Annotated in this window: 12 protein-coding genes; 11 read left to right on the top strand and 1 reads right to left on the bottom strand. The window is 62.6% G+C overall.

Features of this window, described 5'->3' with window-relative positions; translation table 11 throughout:
- The first annotated feature begins 145 nt into the window (after positions 1 to 145).
- The 11 genes from urtA (at position 146) to ureC (ending at position 9,996) form a co-directional block, all read left to right on the top strand.
- Positions 146 to 1,411, top strand: a complete 1,266-nt coding sequence (urtA, locus tag AC1RT4_RS17985; RefSeq protein WP_007950596.1) for an urea ABC transporter substrate-binding protein — start codon at positions 146 to 148, stop codon at positions 1,409 to 1,411.
- 81 nt (positions 1,412 to 1,492) lie between these two features.
- A complete protein-coding gene (gene urtB, locus AC1RT4_RS17980) occupies positions 1,493 to 2,995 on the top strand; it encodes an urea ABC transporter permease subunit UrtB (protein ID WP_493086684.1) in 1,503 nt (500 codons plus the stop codon).
- Complete coding sequence (urtC, locus tag AC1RT4_RS17975) at positions 2,995 to 4,074, top strand: urea ABC transporter permease subunit UrtC (protein WP_493086682.1); 1,080 nt, start codon at positions 2,995 to 2,997, stop codon at positions 4,072 to 4,074. The genes urtB and urtC overlap by 1 nt, the downstream gene beginning before the upstream one ends.
- Positions 4,071 to 4,940, top strand: coding sequence for an urea ABC transporter ATP-binding protein UrtD (urtD, locus tag AC1RT4_RS17970; protein ID WP_007950599.1), 870 nt, complete (start codon positions 4,071 to 4,073; stop codon positions 4,938 to 4,940). The genes urtC and urtD overlap by 4 nt, the downstream gene beginning before the upstream one ends.
- 13 nt (positions 4,941 to 4,953) lie before the next feature.
- Positions 4,954 to 5,652: an urea ABC transporter ATP-binding subunit UrtE gene (gene urtE, locus AC1RT4_RS17965; RefSeq protein ID WP_007950600.1), complete on the top strand. Its 699-nt coding sequence runs from the start codon at positions 4,954 to 4,956 to the stop codon at positions 5,650 to 5,652.
- 43 nt (positions 5,653 to 5,695) lie between these two features.
- Positions 5,696 to 6,535 carry an urease accessory protein UreD gene (locus AC1RT4_RS17960; protein ID WP_493086680.1) on the top strand — a complete coding sequence of 280 codons (840 nt, stop codon included), beginning with the start codon at positions 5,696 to 5,698 and terminating at the stop codon, positions 6,533 to 6,535.
- 34 nt (positions 6,536 to 6,569) lie between these two features.
- Positions 6,570 to 6,872, top strand: coding sequence for an urease subunit gamma (ureA, locus tag AC1RT4_RS17955; protein ID WP_007950602.1), 303 nt, complete (start codon positions 6,570 to 6,572; stop codon positions 6,870 to 6,872).
- Between the two features lie 9 nt (positions 6,873 to 6,881).
- The gene (locus AC1RT4_RS17950; RefSeq protein ID WP_493086678.1) at positions 6,882 to 7,415 is read left to right on the top strand and encodes a GNAT family N-acetyltransferase; all 534 of its coding nucleotides are present in this window, start codon (positions 6,882 to 6,884) and stop codon (positions 7,413 to 7,415) included.
- Positions 7,416 to 7,420: 5 nt separating this feature from the next.
- Positions 7,421 to 7,954 carry a GNAT family N-acetyltransferase gene (locus tag AC1RT4_RS17945; protein WP_493086676.1) on the top strand — a complete coding sequence of 178 codons (534 nt, stop codon included), beginning with the start codon at positions 7,421 to 7,423 and terminating at the stop codon, positions 7,952 to 7,954.
- Entirely contained in the window at positions 7,954 to 8,259 is a 306-nt protein-coding gene (locus AC1RT4_RS17940; protein WP_493086674.1) for an urease subunit beta, read from the top strand. The genes AC1RT4_RS17945 and AC1RT4_RS17940 overlap by 1 nt, the downstream gene beginning before the upstream one ends.
- Before the next feature lie 36 nt (positions 8,260 to 8,295).
- Positions 8,296 to 9,996 carry an urease subunit alpha gene (gene ureC, locus AC1RT4_RS17935; protein WP_474733317.1) on the top strand — a complete coding sequence of 567 codons (1,701 nt, stop codon included), beginning with the start codon at positions 8,296 to 8,298 and terminating at the stop codon, positions 9,994 to 9,996.
- 49 nt (positions 9,997 to 10,045) lie between these two features.
- Here ureC and AC1RT4_RS17930 read toward each other — a convergent pair whose 3' ends face one another.
- On the bottom strand, positions 10,046 to 17,071 hold the full coding sequence (locus AC1RT4_RS17930) for an NEL-type E3 ubiquitin ligase domain-containing protein (protein ID WP_493086670.1): 7,026 nt from the start codon (positions 17,069 to 17,071) through the stop codon (positions 10,046 to 10,048).
- Between the last annotated feature and the right edge of the window lie 67 nt (positions 17,072 to 17,138).

Below are 17,138 nucleotides of genomic sequence, written 5' to 3'. Positions count from 1 at the left end.
CTCGTGGTGCGCCGACTCCGTGCGCGACCGCTCTAAACCGACATTTCCCTGCCCAAACCCGACCGGGCACAGCCCTTGCAAAACAGCCTTCAGTCGTTCGCATCTGCCAACCATAAAAAACTTTAACGTTCATGGAGATCGCACAATGAAGCGTCGCAGTTTGATCAAGGCTTTCACACTCACGGCATCCATTGCCGCGATGGGCATGACCTGGACCGTACAGGCCGCCGAGACCATCAAGGTCGGGATTCTGCATTCGTTGTCCGGCACCATGGCGATCTCCGAAACGTCGCTCAAGGACATGGCGTTGATGACCATCGACGAGATCAACGCCAAAGGCGGGGTGAACGGCAAGATGCTCGAACCGGTGGTGGTCGACCCGGCCTCGAACTGGCCGCTGTTCGCGGAAAAGGGCCGGCAGTTGCTGACTCAGGACAAGGTCGCGGTGGTGTTCGGTTGCTGGACCTCGGTGTCGCGCAAATCGGTGCTGCCGGTGTTCGAAGAACTCAACGGCCTGCTGTTCTACCCGGTGCAATACGAAGGTGAAGAGATGTCGCCGAACGTGTTCTACACCGGCGCCGCGCCAAACCAGCAAGCGATCCCGGCGGTTGAGTACCTGATGAGCGAAGAAGGCGGCAGCGCCAAGCGTTACTTCCTGCTCGGCACCGACTATGTGTACCCGCGCACCACCAACAAGATCCTGCGTTCGTTCCTGCACTCCAAAGGCGTAGCGGATAAAGACATCGAAGAGGTCTACACCCCGTTCGGCCACAGCGACTATCAAACCATCGTCGCCAACATCAAAAAGTTCTCGGCCGGCGGCAAGACCGCTGTGATCTCGACCGTGAATGGCGACTCCAACGTGCCGTTCTACAAAGAACTGGCCAACCAGGGCCTGAAGGCAACCGACGTACCGGTGGTGGCGTTCTCGGTGGGCGAAGAAGAGCTGCGCGGCATCGACACCAAACCGCTGGTGGGCAACCTCGCGGCGTGGAACTACTTCGAGTCGGTGGATAACCCGGCGAACAAGAAATTCGTCGCCGACTGGAAAGCCTACGCGAAGAAACACAACCTGCCGGGCGCCGACAAAGCGGTGACCAACGACCCGATGGAAGCCACTTACGTCGGCATCCACATGTGGGCGCAGGCGGCGGAGAAAGCCAAGTCCACCGACGTCGACAAGGTCCGCGAAGCCCTCGGCGGCCAGACTTTCGCCGCGCCGTCGGGCTACACCCTGACCATGGACAAGACCAATCACCACCTGCACAAACCGGTGATGATCGGCGAGATCCAGAGCGACGGTCAGTTCAACGTGGTGTGGCAGACCGAGGGGCCGATTCGGGCGCAGCCTTGGAGCCCGTTCATTCCGGGTAACGACAAGAAGCCGGAGTATGCGGTGAAGAGCAACTGAGTTAACCCGCTCAATCTGATCGTTCCCACGTCGAGGCGTCGAACCGTCTGCGTGGGAACGATCAATACAGGAACGCCCGTTATGCCCACTGCCCTTTGCCGCTTGATCCTGGCCCTCGCACTTTTGCTACCGATAACCGCCCACGCCAGCGACGCCGAAGACTTCGTCGCCGCCAACCCCACGCAACAGGCCAAACTTCTGGAAGCCTGGGCCGCGCAGCCCGATCCGGCCCGTGTCGAACTGATCAACGCCCTGCAACAAGGCGAGCTGACCGTTGACGGCCAACCCAAAACCCTGCGCCTGAACAACCGCCTGCGGGGTCTGATCGACACCGCGCTGGCCAGCCACCAATTGCTCGCCGCCGACGCCAAAACCCGTCTGACCGCCGCGCAGCAATTGCAGAAAAGCGCCAAACCCGCGCAGCTGAAATTCCTCGACCAGCAACTGGCTGGCGAACAAGACGAAAGCGTCCACGCCGCCCTGAGCCTGGCGCTGGCCAATCTGCAACTGGTCGACACCGACCCGGCGGTGCGCCTGGCGGCCGTGCGTCTGCTCGGTGAAACCGGCGACCCGCTGGCCCGCACTCGCCTCGAAGGTTTGCTCGAACCCGGCGTCGAAACCGATGCCAACGTGCGCACCGCCGCCGAAACCAGCCTCGCCCAGGTCAAGCGCAAACTGCTGGTCGGCGAACTGCTCGGCCAGGCCTTCAGCGGCATGTCCCTCGGTTCGATTCTGTTGCTCGCGGCGCTGGGTCTGGCGATCACTTTCGGCCTGCTCGGCGTGATCAACATGGCCCACGGCGAGATGCTGATGCTCGGCGCCTACTCGACCTACGTCGTGCAGCTGATGTTCCAGCGCTACGCGCCGAATGCCATCGAGTTCTATCCGCTGATCGCGCTGCCGGTGGCGTTCTTCGTCACCGCTGCCATCGGCATGGCCCTGGAGCGTACGGTGATCCGTCACCTCTACGGCCGCCCACTGGAAACCCTGCTCGCCACCTGGGGCATCAGCCTGATGCTGATTCAGCTGGTGCGTCTGGTGTTCGGTGCGCAGAACGTTGAAGTGGCGAACCCGGCGTGGCTGTCCGGCGGGATTCAGGTGTTGCCGAATCTGGTGCTGCCGTACAACCGCATCGTGATCATCGCCTTCGCGTTGTTCGTGGTGGTGCTGACCTGGCTGCTGCTGAACAAGACTCGCCTCGGTCTGAACGTGCGCGCCGTCACCCAGAACCGCAACATGGCCGCCTGCTGCGGCGTGCCCACCGGGCGCGTCGACATGCTCGCCTTCGGCCTCGGCTCGGGCATCGCCGGACTCGGTGGCGTGGCCCTGAGCCAGATCGGCAACGTCGGCCCGGACCTCGGCCAGAGCTACATCATCGACTCGTTCCTGGTGGTGGTGCTCGGCGGTGTCGGCCAACTGGCCGGCAGCGTGTTCGCCGCGTTCGGCCTGGGCATCGCCAACAAGATTCTCGAACCGCAGATCGGTGCGGTGCTCGGCAAGATCCTGATCCTCGCGCTGATCATTCTGTTCATCCAGAAACGTCCGCAAGGCCTCTTCGCACTGAAAGGACGGGTGATCGACTGATGAACCAGCCTCTACTAGTCACGGCCACACAAAAGGCCGGCCCCAAAGTAACTCTCGCTGTCGGCGCGGTGGTTCTCGCCTTGCTGATCGCCCTGCCGCTACTGTCGCTGTTGCCGGCGGAAAGTGCGCTGCACGTTTCCGCTTACACCCTGACACTGGTCGGCAAGATTCTCTGCTACGCCATCGTTGCCCTGGCACTGGATCTGGTCTGGGGTTACGCAGGTCTTTTGTCGCTGGGCCACGGTCTGTTCTTCGCCCTCGGCGGTTATGCGATGGGCATGTACCTGATGCGTCAGGCCGCCGGCGATGGCTTGCCGGCGTTCATGACCTTCCTGTCGTGGACCGAATTGCCGTGGTACTGGAGCGGCACCGGCAACTTCCTCTGGGCGATGTGCCTGGTGGTGTTCGCCCCGGGATTGCTGGCGCTGGTGTTCGGTTTCTTCGCCTTCCGTTCGCGGATCAAGGGCGTGTACTTCTCGATCATGACCCAGGCCCTGACCTTCGCCGGGATGCTGCTGTTTTTCCGCAACGAGACCGGCTTCGGTGGCAACAACGGCTTCACCAATTTCCGCACGATCCTCGGTTTCGGCATCACCGAACCCGGCACTCGTGCGGTGCTGTTTCTGGCGACGGTACTGTTGCTGGTGGCGAGCCTGTTCATTGGCTGGCGGCTGGCGCGCAGCAAGTTCGGCCGGGTGCTGACAGCGCTTCGCGATGCGGAAAACCGCCTGATGTTCTGCGGCTACGACCCACGGGGTTTCAAGCTGTTCGTCTGGGTCTTGAGTGCAGTGTTATGTGGTCTGGCCGGTGCGCTGTACGTGCCGCAGGTGGGGATCATCAACCCGAGCGAAATGTCGCCGACCAACTCGATCGAGGCCGCCGTGTGGGTGGCCCTTGGCGGGCGCGGCACCCTGATCGGCCCGCTGCTCGGCGCCGGTGTGGTCAACGGCATGAAGAGCTGGTTCACCGTGGCCTTCCCCGAATACTGGCTGTTCTTCCTCGGCGCGCTGTTCATCGTCGTGACGTTGTACCTGCCCAAAGGCGTGATCGGTCTGCTGAAGAAACGAGGTGAATCATGAGAGTCACGGCGAGCGCTGAATTCATGCTGGAACCGGCCTTTTTCCCGGTGGAGCCCAACAAGGACGAAGGCACCAGCCGCGACTCGATCGGCCTCGGGCAACGCGTCGGTCCGGGCCTCGACACCCGTCACGGCACGATCCTGACCCTGGAAGACATCAGCGTCAGCTTCGACGGCTTCCGAGCGCTGAACAATCTGAACCTGTACATCGGCGTCGGCGAACTGCGCTGCATCATCGGCCCCAACGGCGCGGGCAAGACCACGCTGATGGACGTGATCACCGGCAAGACCCGGCCGAGCCACGGCAAGGCGTGGTTCGGCGAAACCCTCGACCTGACGCAGATGAGCGAAGTGCAGATCGCCCAGGCCGGCATCGGGCGCAAGTTCCAGAAACCGACGGTGTTCGAAGCGTTGAGCGTGTTCGAGAACCTTGAGCTGGCGCAGAAAACCGACAAGTCGGTGTGGGCCAGCCTGCGGGCGAAATTGAGCGGCGAGCAGAAAGACCGGATCAGCGAAGTGCTCGACACGATTCGCCTGACCACTTCGGTCAACCGTCCGGCCGGGCTGCTGTCCCACGGGCAGAAACAGTTTCTGGAAATCGGCATGTTGCTGATGCAAGACCCGCAGCTGTTGCTGCTCGACGAACCGGTGGCGGGCATGACCGACGCCGAAACCGAGTTCACCGCCGAGCTGTTCAAGTCGCTCGCGGGCAAGCATTCGCTGATGGTGGTGGAACACGACATGGGTTTCGTCGGCTCGATTGCCGACCACGTCACCGTGTTGCACCAAGGCAGCGTACTGGCTGAAGGCTCACTGGAACAGGTGCAGGACAACGAGCGCGTGATCGAAGTCTATCTCGGCCGCTGAAGAGGAATTGAACATGCTGCAAGTCGACAAGCTGCACCAGTACTACGGCGGAAGCCACATCCTGCGCGGCCTGAGCTTTGACGTGAAGGTCGGCGAAGTGACCTGCCTGCTCGGCCGTAACGGCGTGGGCAAGACCACGCTGCTCAAATGCCTGATGGGCCTGTTGCCGGCCAAGGAAGGCGCGGTGAACTGGGAAGGTAAACCGATCACCACGTTCAAGCCGCATCAACGGGTGCACGCCGGGATCGCCTACGTGCCGCAGGGCCGGGAGATCTTCGGCCGGCTGACCGTGGAAGAGAATCTGCTGATGGGCCTGTCGCGTTTCCCCGGCAGCGAAGCCAAAGAGGTTCCGGCGTTCATCTACGAGCTGTTCCCGGTGCTGCTGCAAATGAAACAGCGGCGCGGCGGCGATCTGTCCGGGGGGCAGCAACAGCAGCTCGCGATTGGCCGCGCTTTGGCCAGCCGCCCACGGTTGCTGATCCTCGACGAACCCACCGAAGGCATCCAGCCGTCGGTGATCAAGGAAATCGGCGCAGTGATCAAGAAGCTCGCGGCCCGTGGCGACATGGCGATTCTGCTGGTGGAGCAGTTCTACGATTTCGCCGCCGAACTGGCCGATCAGTACCTGGTGATGTCCCGGGGCGAGATCGTGCAGCAGGGCCGTGGCGAAAATATGGAAGCCGAAGGTGTACGCGGGCTGGTGACTATTTGAGGTTACGGTCTAATCTGTAGCGTCCTAACGATAATCAGAAAACATGAACTTACCTGTTGCGACTGCCCTGTTTACCCCGAGCTGGCACGCCGAGCTGGAGCTGGCCTACGCCCGCTTCGGCGATTGCACGCGGCCGACCCGACGCCGCCACCTCGGCCCGTTGCGGGTGCAAAAACATCTTTACGCCGAAGGGCCCGAGGTCTGCCAGCACATCATCGTCCACCCGCCGGGCGGGATCGCCGGCGGTGACCGGCTGGACATCAGCGCCCGCGTCGAACAAGGCGCCTGGGCACAGATCACCAGCCCCGGCGCGGCCAAGTGGTATCGCGCGGCGGGGCCCGCTTATCAGTCGCTGAACCTGCATGTCGCCGATGGCGCGACACTGGAATGGCTACCTCAGGAGACCATCGTCTACAGCGCCGCCCAGGCTGAACTCACGACCTCGATCGAGCTTGAAGGCGATGCGCGGCTGTTCTACTGGGACGTGGTGGCACTCGGGCGTCCAGCCAGTGGCGAGCGTTTCGACCTCGGGCATTTTCAGGCGCATCTGGATATTCGCCGTGATGGGCGGTTGTTGTGGCATGAACGCCAGCGCATCGTCGGTGATGACGGATTGCTGGATTCGCCGATCGGGCTGGATGGCAATCCGGTGTTTGCGACGTTGCTGGTGACCGGTGAAGTCGATGCTGAACTGCTGGAGCGCTGCCGTTCGTTGGGCCACGACGTGCGCGGGGATCTGACGCAGTTGCCCGGTCTGTTGGTCGCCCGTTGCCTGGCCAGTGAAGCGTTGCTGGCGCGTGGGTGGTTGATCGATCTGTGGCGACTGCTCAGGCCTGTGTTGCTCGGCCGTGAAGCCCTGCCTCCCCGAATCTGGAATACCTGATTTTTCTTCAACTGCCGACAATGGATTTCAAACGATGGACCTGACCCCACGCGAAAAAGACAAGCTGCTGATCTTCACCGCCGGCCTCGTTGCCGAGCGGCGACTGGCCCGTGGCGTGAAGCTCAATTATCCGGAAGCCATGGCCTTCATCTCCGCAGCGCTGCTCGAAGGCGCCCGTGACGGCCAGACCGTGGCCGAGCTGATGCACTACGGCACCACCCTGCTGACCCGCGATCAGGTGATGGAAGGCATCCCGGAAATGATCCCGGAGATCCAGGTCGAAGCGACGTTCCCCGACGGCACCAAACTGGTCACCGTCCACCAACCGATCGTCTGAGGCCGCACCATGACTTACACCATTCGCGATGCACTGCACGCCGACCTGCCGGCGATCCGCGACATCTACAACGACGCCGTGCTCAACACCACGGCGATCTGGAACGAATCCCCGGTCGATCTCGGCAACCGTCAAGCGTGGTTCAGTGCGCGCCAGGCCCAGGGTTATCCGATCCTGGTGATCGTCGACGCCGACAACACCACCCTCGGCTACGCTTCGTTCGGCGACTGGCGGCCGTTCGACGGTTTCCGCCACACCGTCGAGCACTCGGTCTACGTGCGCAGCGACCAGCGCGGCAACGGCCTCGGCCCGCAGCTGATGACCGCGCTGATCGAACGCGCGAAGACCTGCGACAAGCACGTGATGGTCGCCGCCATCGAGAGCGGCAACGCCGCATCGATCCGCCTGCACGAACGCGCCGGTTTCATCACCACCGGGCAGATGCCGCAAGTCGGCACCAAGTTCGGCCGCTGGCTCGACCTGACCTTCATGCAACTGACCCTCAATCCTGGCGCGGAGCCGCCGCCCGCCCACAAGGAGTGACACCGATGAACCCCGCCCAACTGCGACGCGTCAATGCTGAAAGTTTTGCGCACTATCGTCAGGGCCTGATCGACCTGCTGCTCGACGCCGTGGGTTATGGCGCCAGCGTCGGCTTCATGGCCGATCTCGATGCCGCGCAGGCCCGCGCCTATTTCGACGATGTGCAGGACAACCTGAACAAGGGCAACGTCTTGCTGTGGGTGGTGGTCAAGGACGAACAGGTGCAGGCCAGCGTCCAGTTGAGCCTGTGCCAGAAAGCCAACGGCCTCAACCGCGCCGAGGTGCAAAAACTGCTGGTGCGCGAACACGCCCGGCGGCGCGGCCTCGGCCAGCAGTTGATGGAAGCGCTTGAGCTGGCAGCCCGCCAATACAAGCGCGGCATGCTTTACCTCGACACCGAGGCCGGCTCCCCCGCCGAAGATTTCTACAAGGCCCTGGGTTACACCCGCGCCGGGGAAATTCCCGATTACGCCTGCGACCCGAACGGCACCTACCGCCCGACGGCCCTCTATTACAAAGTCCTGCAAGGAGCGAACTGATGATTCCCGGCGAATACCGGATCCAGTCCGGCGACATCGAACTCAACGTCGGTCGTCGCACCGTCAGCCTGAAGGTGGCGAACAGCGGCGACCGGCCGATCCAGGTCGGCTCGCACTATCACTTCTTCGAAACCAACGACGCCCTGACCTTCGACCGCGCGGCCAGCCGTGGCATGCGCCTGAACATTCCGGCAGGCACGGCGGTGCGTTTCGAGCCGGGCCAGAGCCGCGAAGTGGAACTGGTGGATTACGCCGGGCACCGGCGGGTGTTCGGGTTTGCCGGACGGGTCATGGGTGACCTCTGAGTCCGCGTGTACCGTTATTTCTCTGAAGGACGCTAGATGAAGATTTCCAGACAAGCCTACGCCGACATGTTCGGCCCCACCGTCGGCGACAAGGTGCGCCTGGCCGACACCGAGCTGTGGATCGAGGTCGAACAGGACTTCACCACCTACGGCGAAGAAGTGAAATTCGGCGGCGGCAAAGTGATCCGCGACGGCCAGGGCCAGAGCCAGTTACTGGCGGCCGAAGTGGTCGACACCGTCATCACCAACGCGCTGATCATCGACCACTGGGGCATCGTCAAGGCCGACGTCGGCCTCAAGGACGGACGCATCGCCGCCATCGGCAAGGCCGGCAACCCGGACGTGCAGCCCGGCGTGACCATCGCCATCGGCGCCAGCAGCGAAGTGATCGCCGGTGAAGGCATGATCCTCACCGCCGGCGGCATCGACACCCACATCCACTTCATCTGCCCGCAGCAGATCGAAGAAGCGCTGATGAGCGGCGTCACCACCATGATCGGCGGCGGCACGGGACCTGCCACCGGCACCAACGCCACCACCTGCACCTCTGGGCCGTGGCACCTGGCGCGGATGCTCCAGGCAGCGGATGCGTTCCCGATGAACATCGGCCTCACCGGCAAGGGCAACGCCAGCCTGCCGGAGCCTCTGATCGAACAGGTCAAGGCCGGCGCCATCGGCCTCAAGCTGCATGAAGACTGGGGCACCACCCCGGCGAGCATCGACAACTGCCTGAGCGTCGCCGACCAGTACGACGTGCAAGTGGCAATCCACACCGACACCCTCAACGAGTCCGGTTTCGTCGAAACCACCCTCGGCGCGTTCAAGGGCCGGACCATCCACACCTATCACACCGAAGGTGCCGGTGGCGGCCATGCGCCGGACATCATCAAGGCCTGCGGTTTCGCCAACGTGCTGCCGAGTTCGACCAACCCGACCCGGCCGTTCACCCGCAACACCATCGACGAACACCTCGACATGCTGATGGTCTGCCACCACCTCGACCCGAGCATTGCCGAAGACGTGGCGTTCGCCGAAAGCCGCATCCGCCGCGAAACCATTGCCGCCGAAGACATCCTCCACGACCTCGGCGCGTTCTCGATGATCAGCTCCGACAGCCAGGCCATGGGCCGCGTCGGCGAAGTCATCACACGCACCTGGCAGACCGCCGACAAGATGAAAAAGCAGCGCGGCCCGCTCGCGCAGGACGGCGAAGGCAACGACAACTTCCGCGCCAAACGCTACATCGCCAAGTACACGATCAACCCGGCGATCACCCACGGCATCAGCCATGAAGTGGGTTCGGTGGAAGTCGGCAAGTGGGCCGATCTGGTGCTGTGGCGCCCGGCGTTCTTCGGCGTGAAACCGACGCTGATCCTCAAGGGCGGCGCCATCGCCGCCAGCCTGATGGGCGACGCCAACGCGTCGATCCCGACCCCGCAACCGGTGCACTACCGCCCGATGTTCGCCAGTTACGGTGGCTCGCTTCACGCCACCAGCCTGACCTTCATCAGTCAGGCGGCGCAGGAATCGGGACTGCCCGAAGCATTAGGCCTGAAGAAGAAAATCGCCGTGGTCAAAGGTTGCCGTGACGTGCAGAAAACCGACCTGATCCACAACGATTACCTGCCGAACATCGACGTCGACCCGCAGACCTATCAGGTCAAGGCCGACGGCGTGTTGCTCTGGTGTGAACCGGCCGAAACCCTGCCGATGGCGCAGCGTTACTTTCTGTTCTGAGTCAGCGCCCCGGTCGTCGAGGCTTTCGACGACCGGGGCTGGCAGTGCTTCAGCGCGTTGAAGCGTCCATCGTATAACGCGAAGGGCCGGGTTGCTCACCCTCGAGACTGACCGTCACCGGCTCGCCTGTTTCCAGGCGCGACAGAGCAATCAGTTGCTGGTTGCGCTCGATACTGCGTTCGACCTCCAGCATCTGCACCGCCTCCTGGTACGCCGTGCTGGTCACGTCCTCATATTCATCCTCAAGTCGTTGCAGCTTTTCATCTGCGCTGTGCTTGAGTGCGCCGAGCTCATCCGGGTATTTCTCGGTCAGGTACTGCACCCAGTAATCGCGGCTGATCAGTTCTTCATAGAACGTCTCGCTTTTTTCGGCCTTCACAATCGCGTTGCGGGCAGTCATCAACTCCTCGCCCCTGATCGGCCGGGCAAAGCGCATATGGCTGGGCTGCCCCGGCAGTTGCAGACCGTCCTCCCAACCTGAAGTCAGACCGATTCGATATTGCAGACGCACTTCCGCCGGATCGGCGTGACGCCCAATGTTGCGTGCAGCGAGTTTTTCCACCTCCCCCAGGCGAAACAGCTGACGGGACAAGTCGAGCAAGACGCGCCCTTTAGCCGCAAGACCTGGCTGCAAGTGTCGCAAGGCGTTGTACTCATACACCTTGACCTCGATTTCACTGAACGCCAGGGTTCGTCCGTCGACGCAGGTCGTGTGCGTTCTGGCCATGGAGAACAGCACGTCGCGCAACTCCTGGCTGCCATCGACTGCCTCGACGATTTCCCAGACCCGGCGGGTCAGGTCAGCGCGAAATACCCGGAACTCCTCGGTGTCCGGCATCCGCGAAAGCAGATGAAAAAAGGCTGCGTTGTCCGGTTCCGCGGCTAACCGCTGCCACATGGCCCGACAACGCCCGGCATCCTCGGGCGTCATGTTTTCGACCCACGGTGTGACCTGCTGATCGAGCACGTTTTCGTCGAGTGCGGGCACCACTTCATCCGGTTCCATCTCACTGTCTGCAAGCTCGATATCACTGTCTGTGGAGCTATCCAGATCATCGATCATCCGGTCGATTTCGGCGTACGTCAGGCCGAGTACATCGTGTCGTCCATGCGCATCGGCGTACTCGCGCAGACGGAGCAGACTCGACTGGGATATTTCGTAGTTTTCCGCAAGGTTGCTGCCGGCGAGCAGCGCGGCATGAGTGTCGTCATACAGCTCGTCAGGAATCGACGGAATTTCGTTGTTGCTCAGGTCAATCGCCTGCAAATGCTCCGATTGCAGCGCGCCCTCGGGCCATTGCGTGAGCAGGTTGTCACGCAGGTCCAGGCGTTCCAGGCGGCCGAGGCCCGTAACGCTGAAGGTGCGCAGGCTGTTGTGGCTCAACCCCAGCCACTCCAATTGCGGCAGTTCCGTCAGCACCGGGTACAACGGAGCGGAGTCCGCCAGCCCCGTCAGCGACAGCTCCAGACGCCTCAGCTGACGCATCTGCCTGACAGGTTCGGGGATGATTTGCAGGTGGTTGCCGGAAAGGTTCAGCCGGCGCACTTGAGTGAAGGCGCCAAGAAATCCGTTGGAGCCTTCGGCAGACAGTCTGACCCCTGACAGATTCAGTCGGTCCACAGATGGCATGGCCTCCGGTAACTCGGGCAGATTGCCCACCTGCAAACCATCGAGACTCAACTCCATGTCGGCCACACCATTCCAGTCGAACGTGCCGTAGCGCCAGCATTGCAGGATGCGCTGCGCAGCTATCTGCCGGCTTCGCGACGATATGACCCAGTCCATGCCACGGGTCTCATGGGTGAACAACCAGTCATTCAGGCGCCGGGTCAGTGATTCGAACGTCTGTTCCCAGTGCTCGATCCGGGCATTGATCCGGATCTCGTCCATCCCGGCGCTGCGCATCCGCTCAATCGACGCTGTTGCGCCAGGCGTGTCGTATTCGGGGCGCAGGCGTTGTAATCGCACAACAAATCCGCTGGTTCCATCGCCTGCGGGCAGCGGCGGCAATGGCAACAGCCGCCGGGCGATTACCGAGCCGGTTTCCGTGGGCGGTGTGCGATGGCGCGGTTCCTCCAGGGCGAAGCGTTGCAGCGAACCGGAGCGCAGACCCAATTTGTCTTCGATCCGCTGGCGCGCAGTGGCAAGGGCCGTTTCACTCTCCTCGCTCAACGGGTTGCCAGTGAGGCTGGTATCGAGCAGCAGCGTGTCGCGCGTCAGCAGCGTCTGCGGCAACGAGGTGAGCTGGCTGTCGCTGACATCCAGCCAGGTCAATCCGGGCAAGTCTTCGACCCCGACCGGCCATTCGCGCAGGGCCGTCGCGCTCAGATCCAGCGCCTTCAGGCGATTCATGCCGCTGACATCGACACGGGTCAGAGGATTGTTGTGCAGGTTCAGGTATTCGAGTGCCGGCAGGGTATCTGCCTGCAGTGGCAATTCATTCACGCCACAATGACTCAAGTCCAGGGTATCGACGCCTGAAAAAGTGCCGATGAAACCGCGCAGTTGCTCGACCGGCGCCTGTAACCCTGCCAGGTGCAGACTTTTGACATGGCTGAAACCTGCGGCGGACAACGTCGGCAGGGTCTCTACCGGGGCACCGGAAATATCCAGCACCGAGGCATCGTTGGGCAGACTCACATACAGGTTGAAAAACACGCTTTCGGTACGTGCGCCATAACGCTGGAACAGCCCGCCACGCCAACTGGCCTTCAAGGCTTCGGCCACTGCCGAACGGATGACGCCACCGTTGAACACCGTCGGCTCGGGACCGACCCATTCCTCCAGCCTGTTGAGTTCGCTGTACTGGTCGCTCAAGGTTTCAATCGCTGCGAGCCGGCTGGCGACATCCGGCCACTGTGCCTTGAACCCGTTGCTCAGGACATCGAACAGGTTCGGTTCCATGCCCACGAACCGCTTGAGCTCGCCACGGCAGTAGTCGCTGACCATCTCGTCCAGATCGATCAGGTGTCGCGGCTGACTGCGGACAAATTCGTAGATCGGCTTGAATACCCGGCGCGGGAATTTCGCCCAGTCCAGCGATAAACCGGACAACAGGCGCTGGTGGCCTTCGTAGATTTCCATCGGCAAGGTATTGATCGCTGTCCTGCGCAGGTTCAAGCGCTCAAGCCGCGGCAAATCCAGAACACCGCGTGGCCACTGGTGCATCTGCACGCTGGCGATTTCCAGCTTGCGCAACTGGCGCATGCCACTGACGTCAAGCGTCACGGGCAACACCGGGCTGACGCCGTTGCTGGTGCAATGCAGCTCCAGCTCTTCGAGTCGCGTCAGCTCCCGCAGCCTGGAGGCGACTTGTCCGGTAATGGGTGTCGACAGTTTCAGGCGGCTCATGTGGCGCAGCGTTTTCAATACCGCGTGCACCCTGTCGAACTCTGCGACACCGGCGATCAGTGTCAGCTTCTCCACGTTGGGAAACGCTGACAGGGTATCGGCGACCAACGGCGCGCGCAGGTTCAACTCACGTACGTGGGCGAAGCTGGCCGGCAACGGCGGCAACGGTGCCGCACTGAAGATCGTGACGCGCGCCGCTTCTGCGCTGTGTGCGGCCAACGGCGCGCTGCGCCAGCACTCCTTGATGTTGTGCACCACGTTGATGAAGTCGTCACGGTTGGCATGCAGACGCAGGTCTTGCGACAGCAGCCATTGTTCAAGGGTGCTTTCCAGGTCTTGCCATTCCTTGAGCCGGTTCTGGAGCAGGTGATAGATCTGCTGGTCGGTCTTTCCCAGCCGCCACTGCTCAAGAATGAAACTACGGGCCTGATTGCCGTCCAGTCCGTAGAGATTCTCGACGTGACTGACCAGCACCGGATCCACGCCCGGCCCCTCGCCGCTGGCCGGGTACCCGAGCAACCCGGAGGCGATCCGTTGTGGTGGCTTGAACCAGGGCCCGGGGGCGGAAGCGACTCGAAGCATCTGTGCGGATTCGCGACGGTGGGCGAGTGCGAAATCCACGATCGCGGTTTGCAGTTCGGCGTGTTGCCCCACATGCGGCAGCCCTATCGAGCGCCGCGCTTCATCGGGCAGGGCGTGCATCAGCGAGGCGTAAAAGTTGTCACTCTTGACCGGCACACTGTTGAGCGTTTCCGCACGGTCATTGAAGGCTTGCCACGCTGAACCGTTCTTCACCAGGTACTTGCGCTGCGGCGCGGTCTCGCTGCCAATGGACTCCACCAACGGGCCGCTGATACTGCCCTGGCGCAGTTCCAGTCGGACGTTAGCGGGCCAGCCCGGCAACCTGCTCAATGTATGCAACGCCAGTCGGGCGCTGTCGTCCGAGGCCATGGTGTCGCTGTGCAACCCGGCCATGGCCCGGGTCAGGCGCCCTTCACCGGCATACCAGCGACTGAGTTCGTGCAAATGCAACGGAACCTGCCCGGCCCCGTCCAGGCGAGCCAGTTCTACGGCATCCGCCTGACGCAATACGGCACGGGCTGCGGCCTCGCTCAGACCGGGCTGGATGCGTTGCAGCCTGGCCACTCGGGGGGCGACGGGGTCGCTGCCGCGCATGAGGCTTTCGAACAGGGCCGGTTTGTGTGTGTCGGCGAAGTCGGCTATCTGCCTGGCGAACTCTTGGACTCGCAAGGCTTGAACCCGTGCCGGTTCGCCACCGAGCAGGCGCACGACTTCGGGTTCATCCAGCGACGCCAGAATCCGTGCCGGCAGTGCGCCGTCCAGGATCTCCTGGCGACTCACCCGGATCGGCGCCTTGCCCCCGCGACGGCTGCCAAAACGGCGAGCGGAACCTGAAAAGTCGGGTGAGTCGTAGACTTGCAATTGTCGCCCCCACGGCCAGCGCGGCATGTCGGGCAGCAGCGGCACCACCTGCAGATAGCGACCGTCGATGTCTTGCGCGCCCGCTACCTGCTCGACGATCACCCCGGCATCGCGCTCGGCACGGAACAAGCCCATGGCGTCCATCAGTTCTGGCGGCGGCAAGGCGTTGTCCAGGTGCATCTTGCGCAAGGCGTTGTCGCTGACACCCGCGACGTCGGCCAGCGTCAGCAACTGTGTGTCGGCGAAGGTATCGGTGCTGTGGCCGATACGGCGTAACAGAGTCAATCGGTCCCAGTCTTGCGGGCGCTCCAAGGTATGCCGCCAGGCGCCGGCGCCGTTGTGCGTCAGAGGGGGCTGGAAAGCGTGCGGATCGCTTGGGTGCTCAATACGCCAGGCTTTGAGTGATTCGTCATAGCTCTGCTGGTAGGCCTTGCCGTCAAAGCGGATACAGGTTTTGTCTCCCAACCGGTATTGCCCCAACTCATTCGGTACCGCGTGCGGTTCCAGCAGGAGCGGGCTCTCGTAGCCGCTCAAATCAGGCTTCCACAAGCGGGAGGCCCCATCGGGCAACTCGACCGGGTGCAGGTTTTCGATGACTGGTACCGACCTGGCCGCCGTCAGTTTCACCAGGCCCTTGGCGGCGCCCGCCATCACGGCCATCAATGCCAGGTTTTCTGCGACATCGAGCAGATGCGCCCTGGCGTCCTTGCGATCACCTTCGCTCCACTCGATGGCGCCTTCGAAGGTTTCTTCGAACAGTTGCCCGGTCATTACCACCATCATCACTTCGCCCAGCACCGGCACGAACATCGAGACGCCCGTCAGCACCAGCATGCCGATGTTCAACAACGCGGCGAGCTTCTCTGAACGCACTTTTGCGTCGACATCCGCCGTGGGCACGGCGTGACTGCGAGCGTCTGCGATCAGCCGGTCGCGGTGTTGCTCGAACTGGTATTGCCACAGGTCGGCGTTGTCCGACCAGAGCCCGCCGCCCCGGCGAGACAGGTCGACCGGATTCAGATACGGATCGGCATTGGGTACTTGCTCGACCGGCGCCGTTGGCGGTAACTCCTTGATCCCGATCAGCGCCCCCGTGATTGGATTGAGTACCTTGTAAATCTCGTTGAGCAGCGGTCCGTAAGGCGCCAGCCTTTGCGTGAAGGTGCGGTTCGGTGTGTCATCGGTGAACTGGTTGAAGTAGCGCGGCCGGTCGGCATAGGCCACGAACCGGCTGAAAAACCGCTGGTAGGCATTCGGTTCCGCCGGATGGGCCTGGGTGGCGTCCCGCGCGGTGAAGCGCCGCTTGAACATCGCGGCGATGTCCCCGCCGCTGTAGCGTTTGAGCGGGTGCTCGGGATCACCCGGGATATACAGAATCGCATCGTCGCTGTACCGATACTTCTCGCAGATCGTGAACATCACGCAGCCGGTCATGCGCCGGCCCATCAACCCCAGGTCACGGAACCAGATCTGCCGACGACCCTGGCGCGGGGCCAGGTCGCCGTTGAGGATCGCGCGCATCGAGGTGTAGTCCTCGGGTCCGATATCGCCTTTGATCAGCGCCAGTTCTGCAGCCGCACGCAGCGCGCTCCTGTGCGCGTCGATGAAGGTTTCGCGCAGCGCCTCCCCCGGATACAGGAAGGTTTTGAGGTACTGCTGATATTTCGCCCCGATGTCCAGCGAACGGCACAGGCCGGTGAACTGCTCGACGGTCAGTTGCGTGCTCAACGGCGCAAGCGTGCCCTCCACAGCCGTCTCGCCATGAAAACCTGAACTGCGATGAAAAAAACCGGGATGACACTCTCGGGCTTCGAAGTTGTGCAGCGCCGCCTGCAACAACGGCAGTCTCAGGACTTCGAAACGATCGATTTCGATGGCGAAGATCCCTGCCTCCACCGGTTTGTTCAGCACCAGCCAGGTCATGTTGACGTCCAGCGTCACGTTGAAGCGGTCCTTGAGAGCCTTGACCAGCAGTGGCGCGGCGAAGCTGTCGACATCCTGAAAGCCCGACATGGCCTGGTCCAGGCGTGCCTGGGCAGCGACGCTGGCGGCCACCGCATCGCCTGCCGCCTTGCGCTGGTCGCGTGACGCGCGCCGGTACCAGTCAGGCACGGCGACATCAGCCTGTTTCAAGGCTTCGCGCTGTCGCGCCGGTGCGTCGATCAACCAGTCAGGGCTCGAATGTGCGAGAAACGCACCGTGCAGACTCTGTGAAACCACCGGCCCGGCGGGCGGTGCAATGCTGTCTGGCGAAGGTTCGATGACAGGGGTTTCGGACATGGTTTCGCTCCTGGAAATGGAACGAAAGCAGACCATGGTGCCGGTTCTGGCCTGCGGTACATATGTC

This window comes from Pseudomonas sp. GW821-FHT11D10 (genome assembly GCF_058808435.1).
The sequence above is the reverse complement of the archived record's forward strand: the minus strand, read 5'-3'. Positions and strand labels throughout refer to the sequence as shown.

Bases quoted from the DNA above. Each gene is read 5' to 3' on its own strand.
- AC1RT4_RS17960 (WP_493086680.1), top strand. From the start codon at position 5,696: ATGAACTTACCTGTTGCGACTGCCCTGTTTACCCCGAGCTGGCACGCC.
- AC1RT4_RS17945 (WP_493086676.1), top strand. From the start codon at position 7,421: ATGAACCCCGCCCAACTGCGACGCGTCAATGCTGAAAGTTTTGCGCAC.
- ureC (WP_474733317.1), top strand. From the start codon at position 8,296: ATGAAGATTTCCAGACAAGCCTACGCCGACATGTTCGGCCCCACCGTC.
- urtB (WP_493086684.1), top strand. From the start codon at position 1,493: ATGCCCACTGCCCTTTGCCGCTTGATCCTGGCCCTCGCACTTTTGCTA.
- ureA (WP_007950602.1), top strand. From the start codon at position 6,570: ATGGACCTGACCCCACGCGAAAAAGACAAGCTGCTGATCTTCACCGCC.
- urtA (WP_007950596.1), top strand. From the start codon at position 146: ATGAAGCGTCGCAGTTTGATCAAGGCTTTCACACTCACGGCATCCATT.
- urtE (WP_007950600.1), top strand. From the start codon at position 4,954: ATGCTGCAAGTCGACAAGCTGCACCAGTACTACGGCGGAAGCCACATC.
- AC1RT4_RS17950 (WP_493086678.1), top strand. From the start codon at position 6,882: ATGACTTACACCATTCGCGATGCACTGCACGCCGACCTGCCGGCGATC.
- urtD (WP_007950599.1), top strand. From the start codon at position 4,071: ATGAGAGTCACGGCGAGCGCTGAATTCATGCTGGAACCGGCCTTTTTC.
- AC1RT4_RS17940 (WP_493086674.1), top strand. From the start codon at position 7,954: ATGATTCCCGGCGAATACCGGATCCAGTCCGGCGACATCGAACTCAAC.
- urtC (WP_493086682.1), top strand. From the start codon at position 2,995: ATGAACCAGCCTCTACTAGTCACGGCCACACAAAAGGCCGGCCCCAAA.
- AC1RT4_RS17930 (WP_493086670.1), bottom strand. From the start codon at position 17,071: ATGTCCGAAACCCCTGTCATCGAACCTTCGCCAGACAGCATTGCACCG.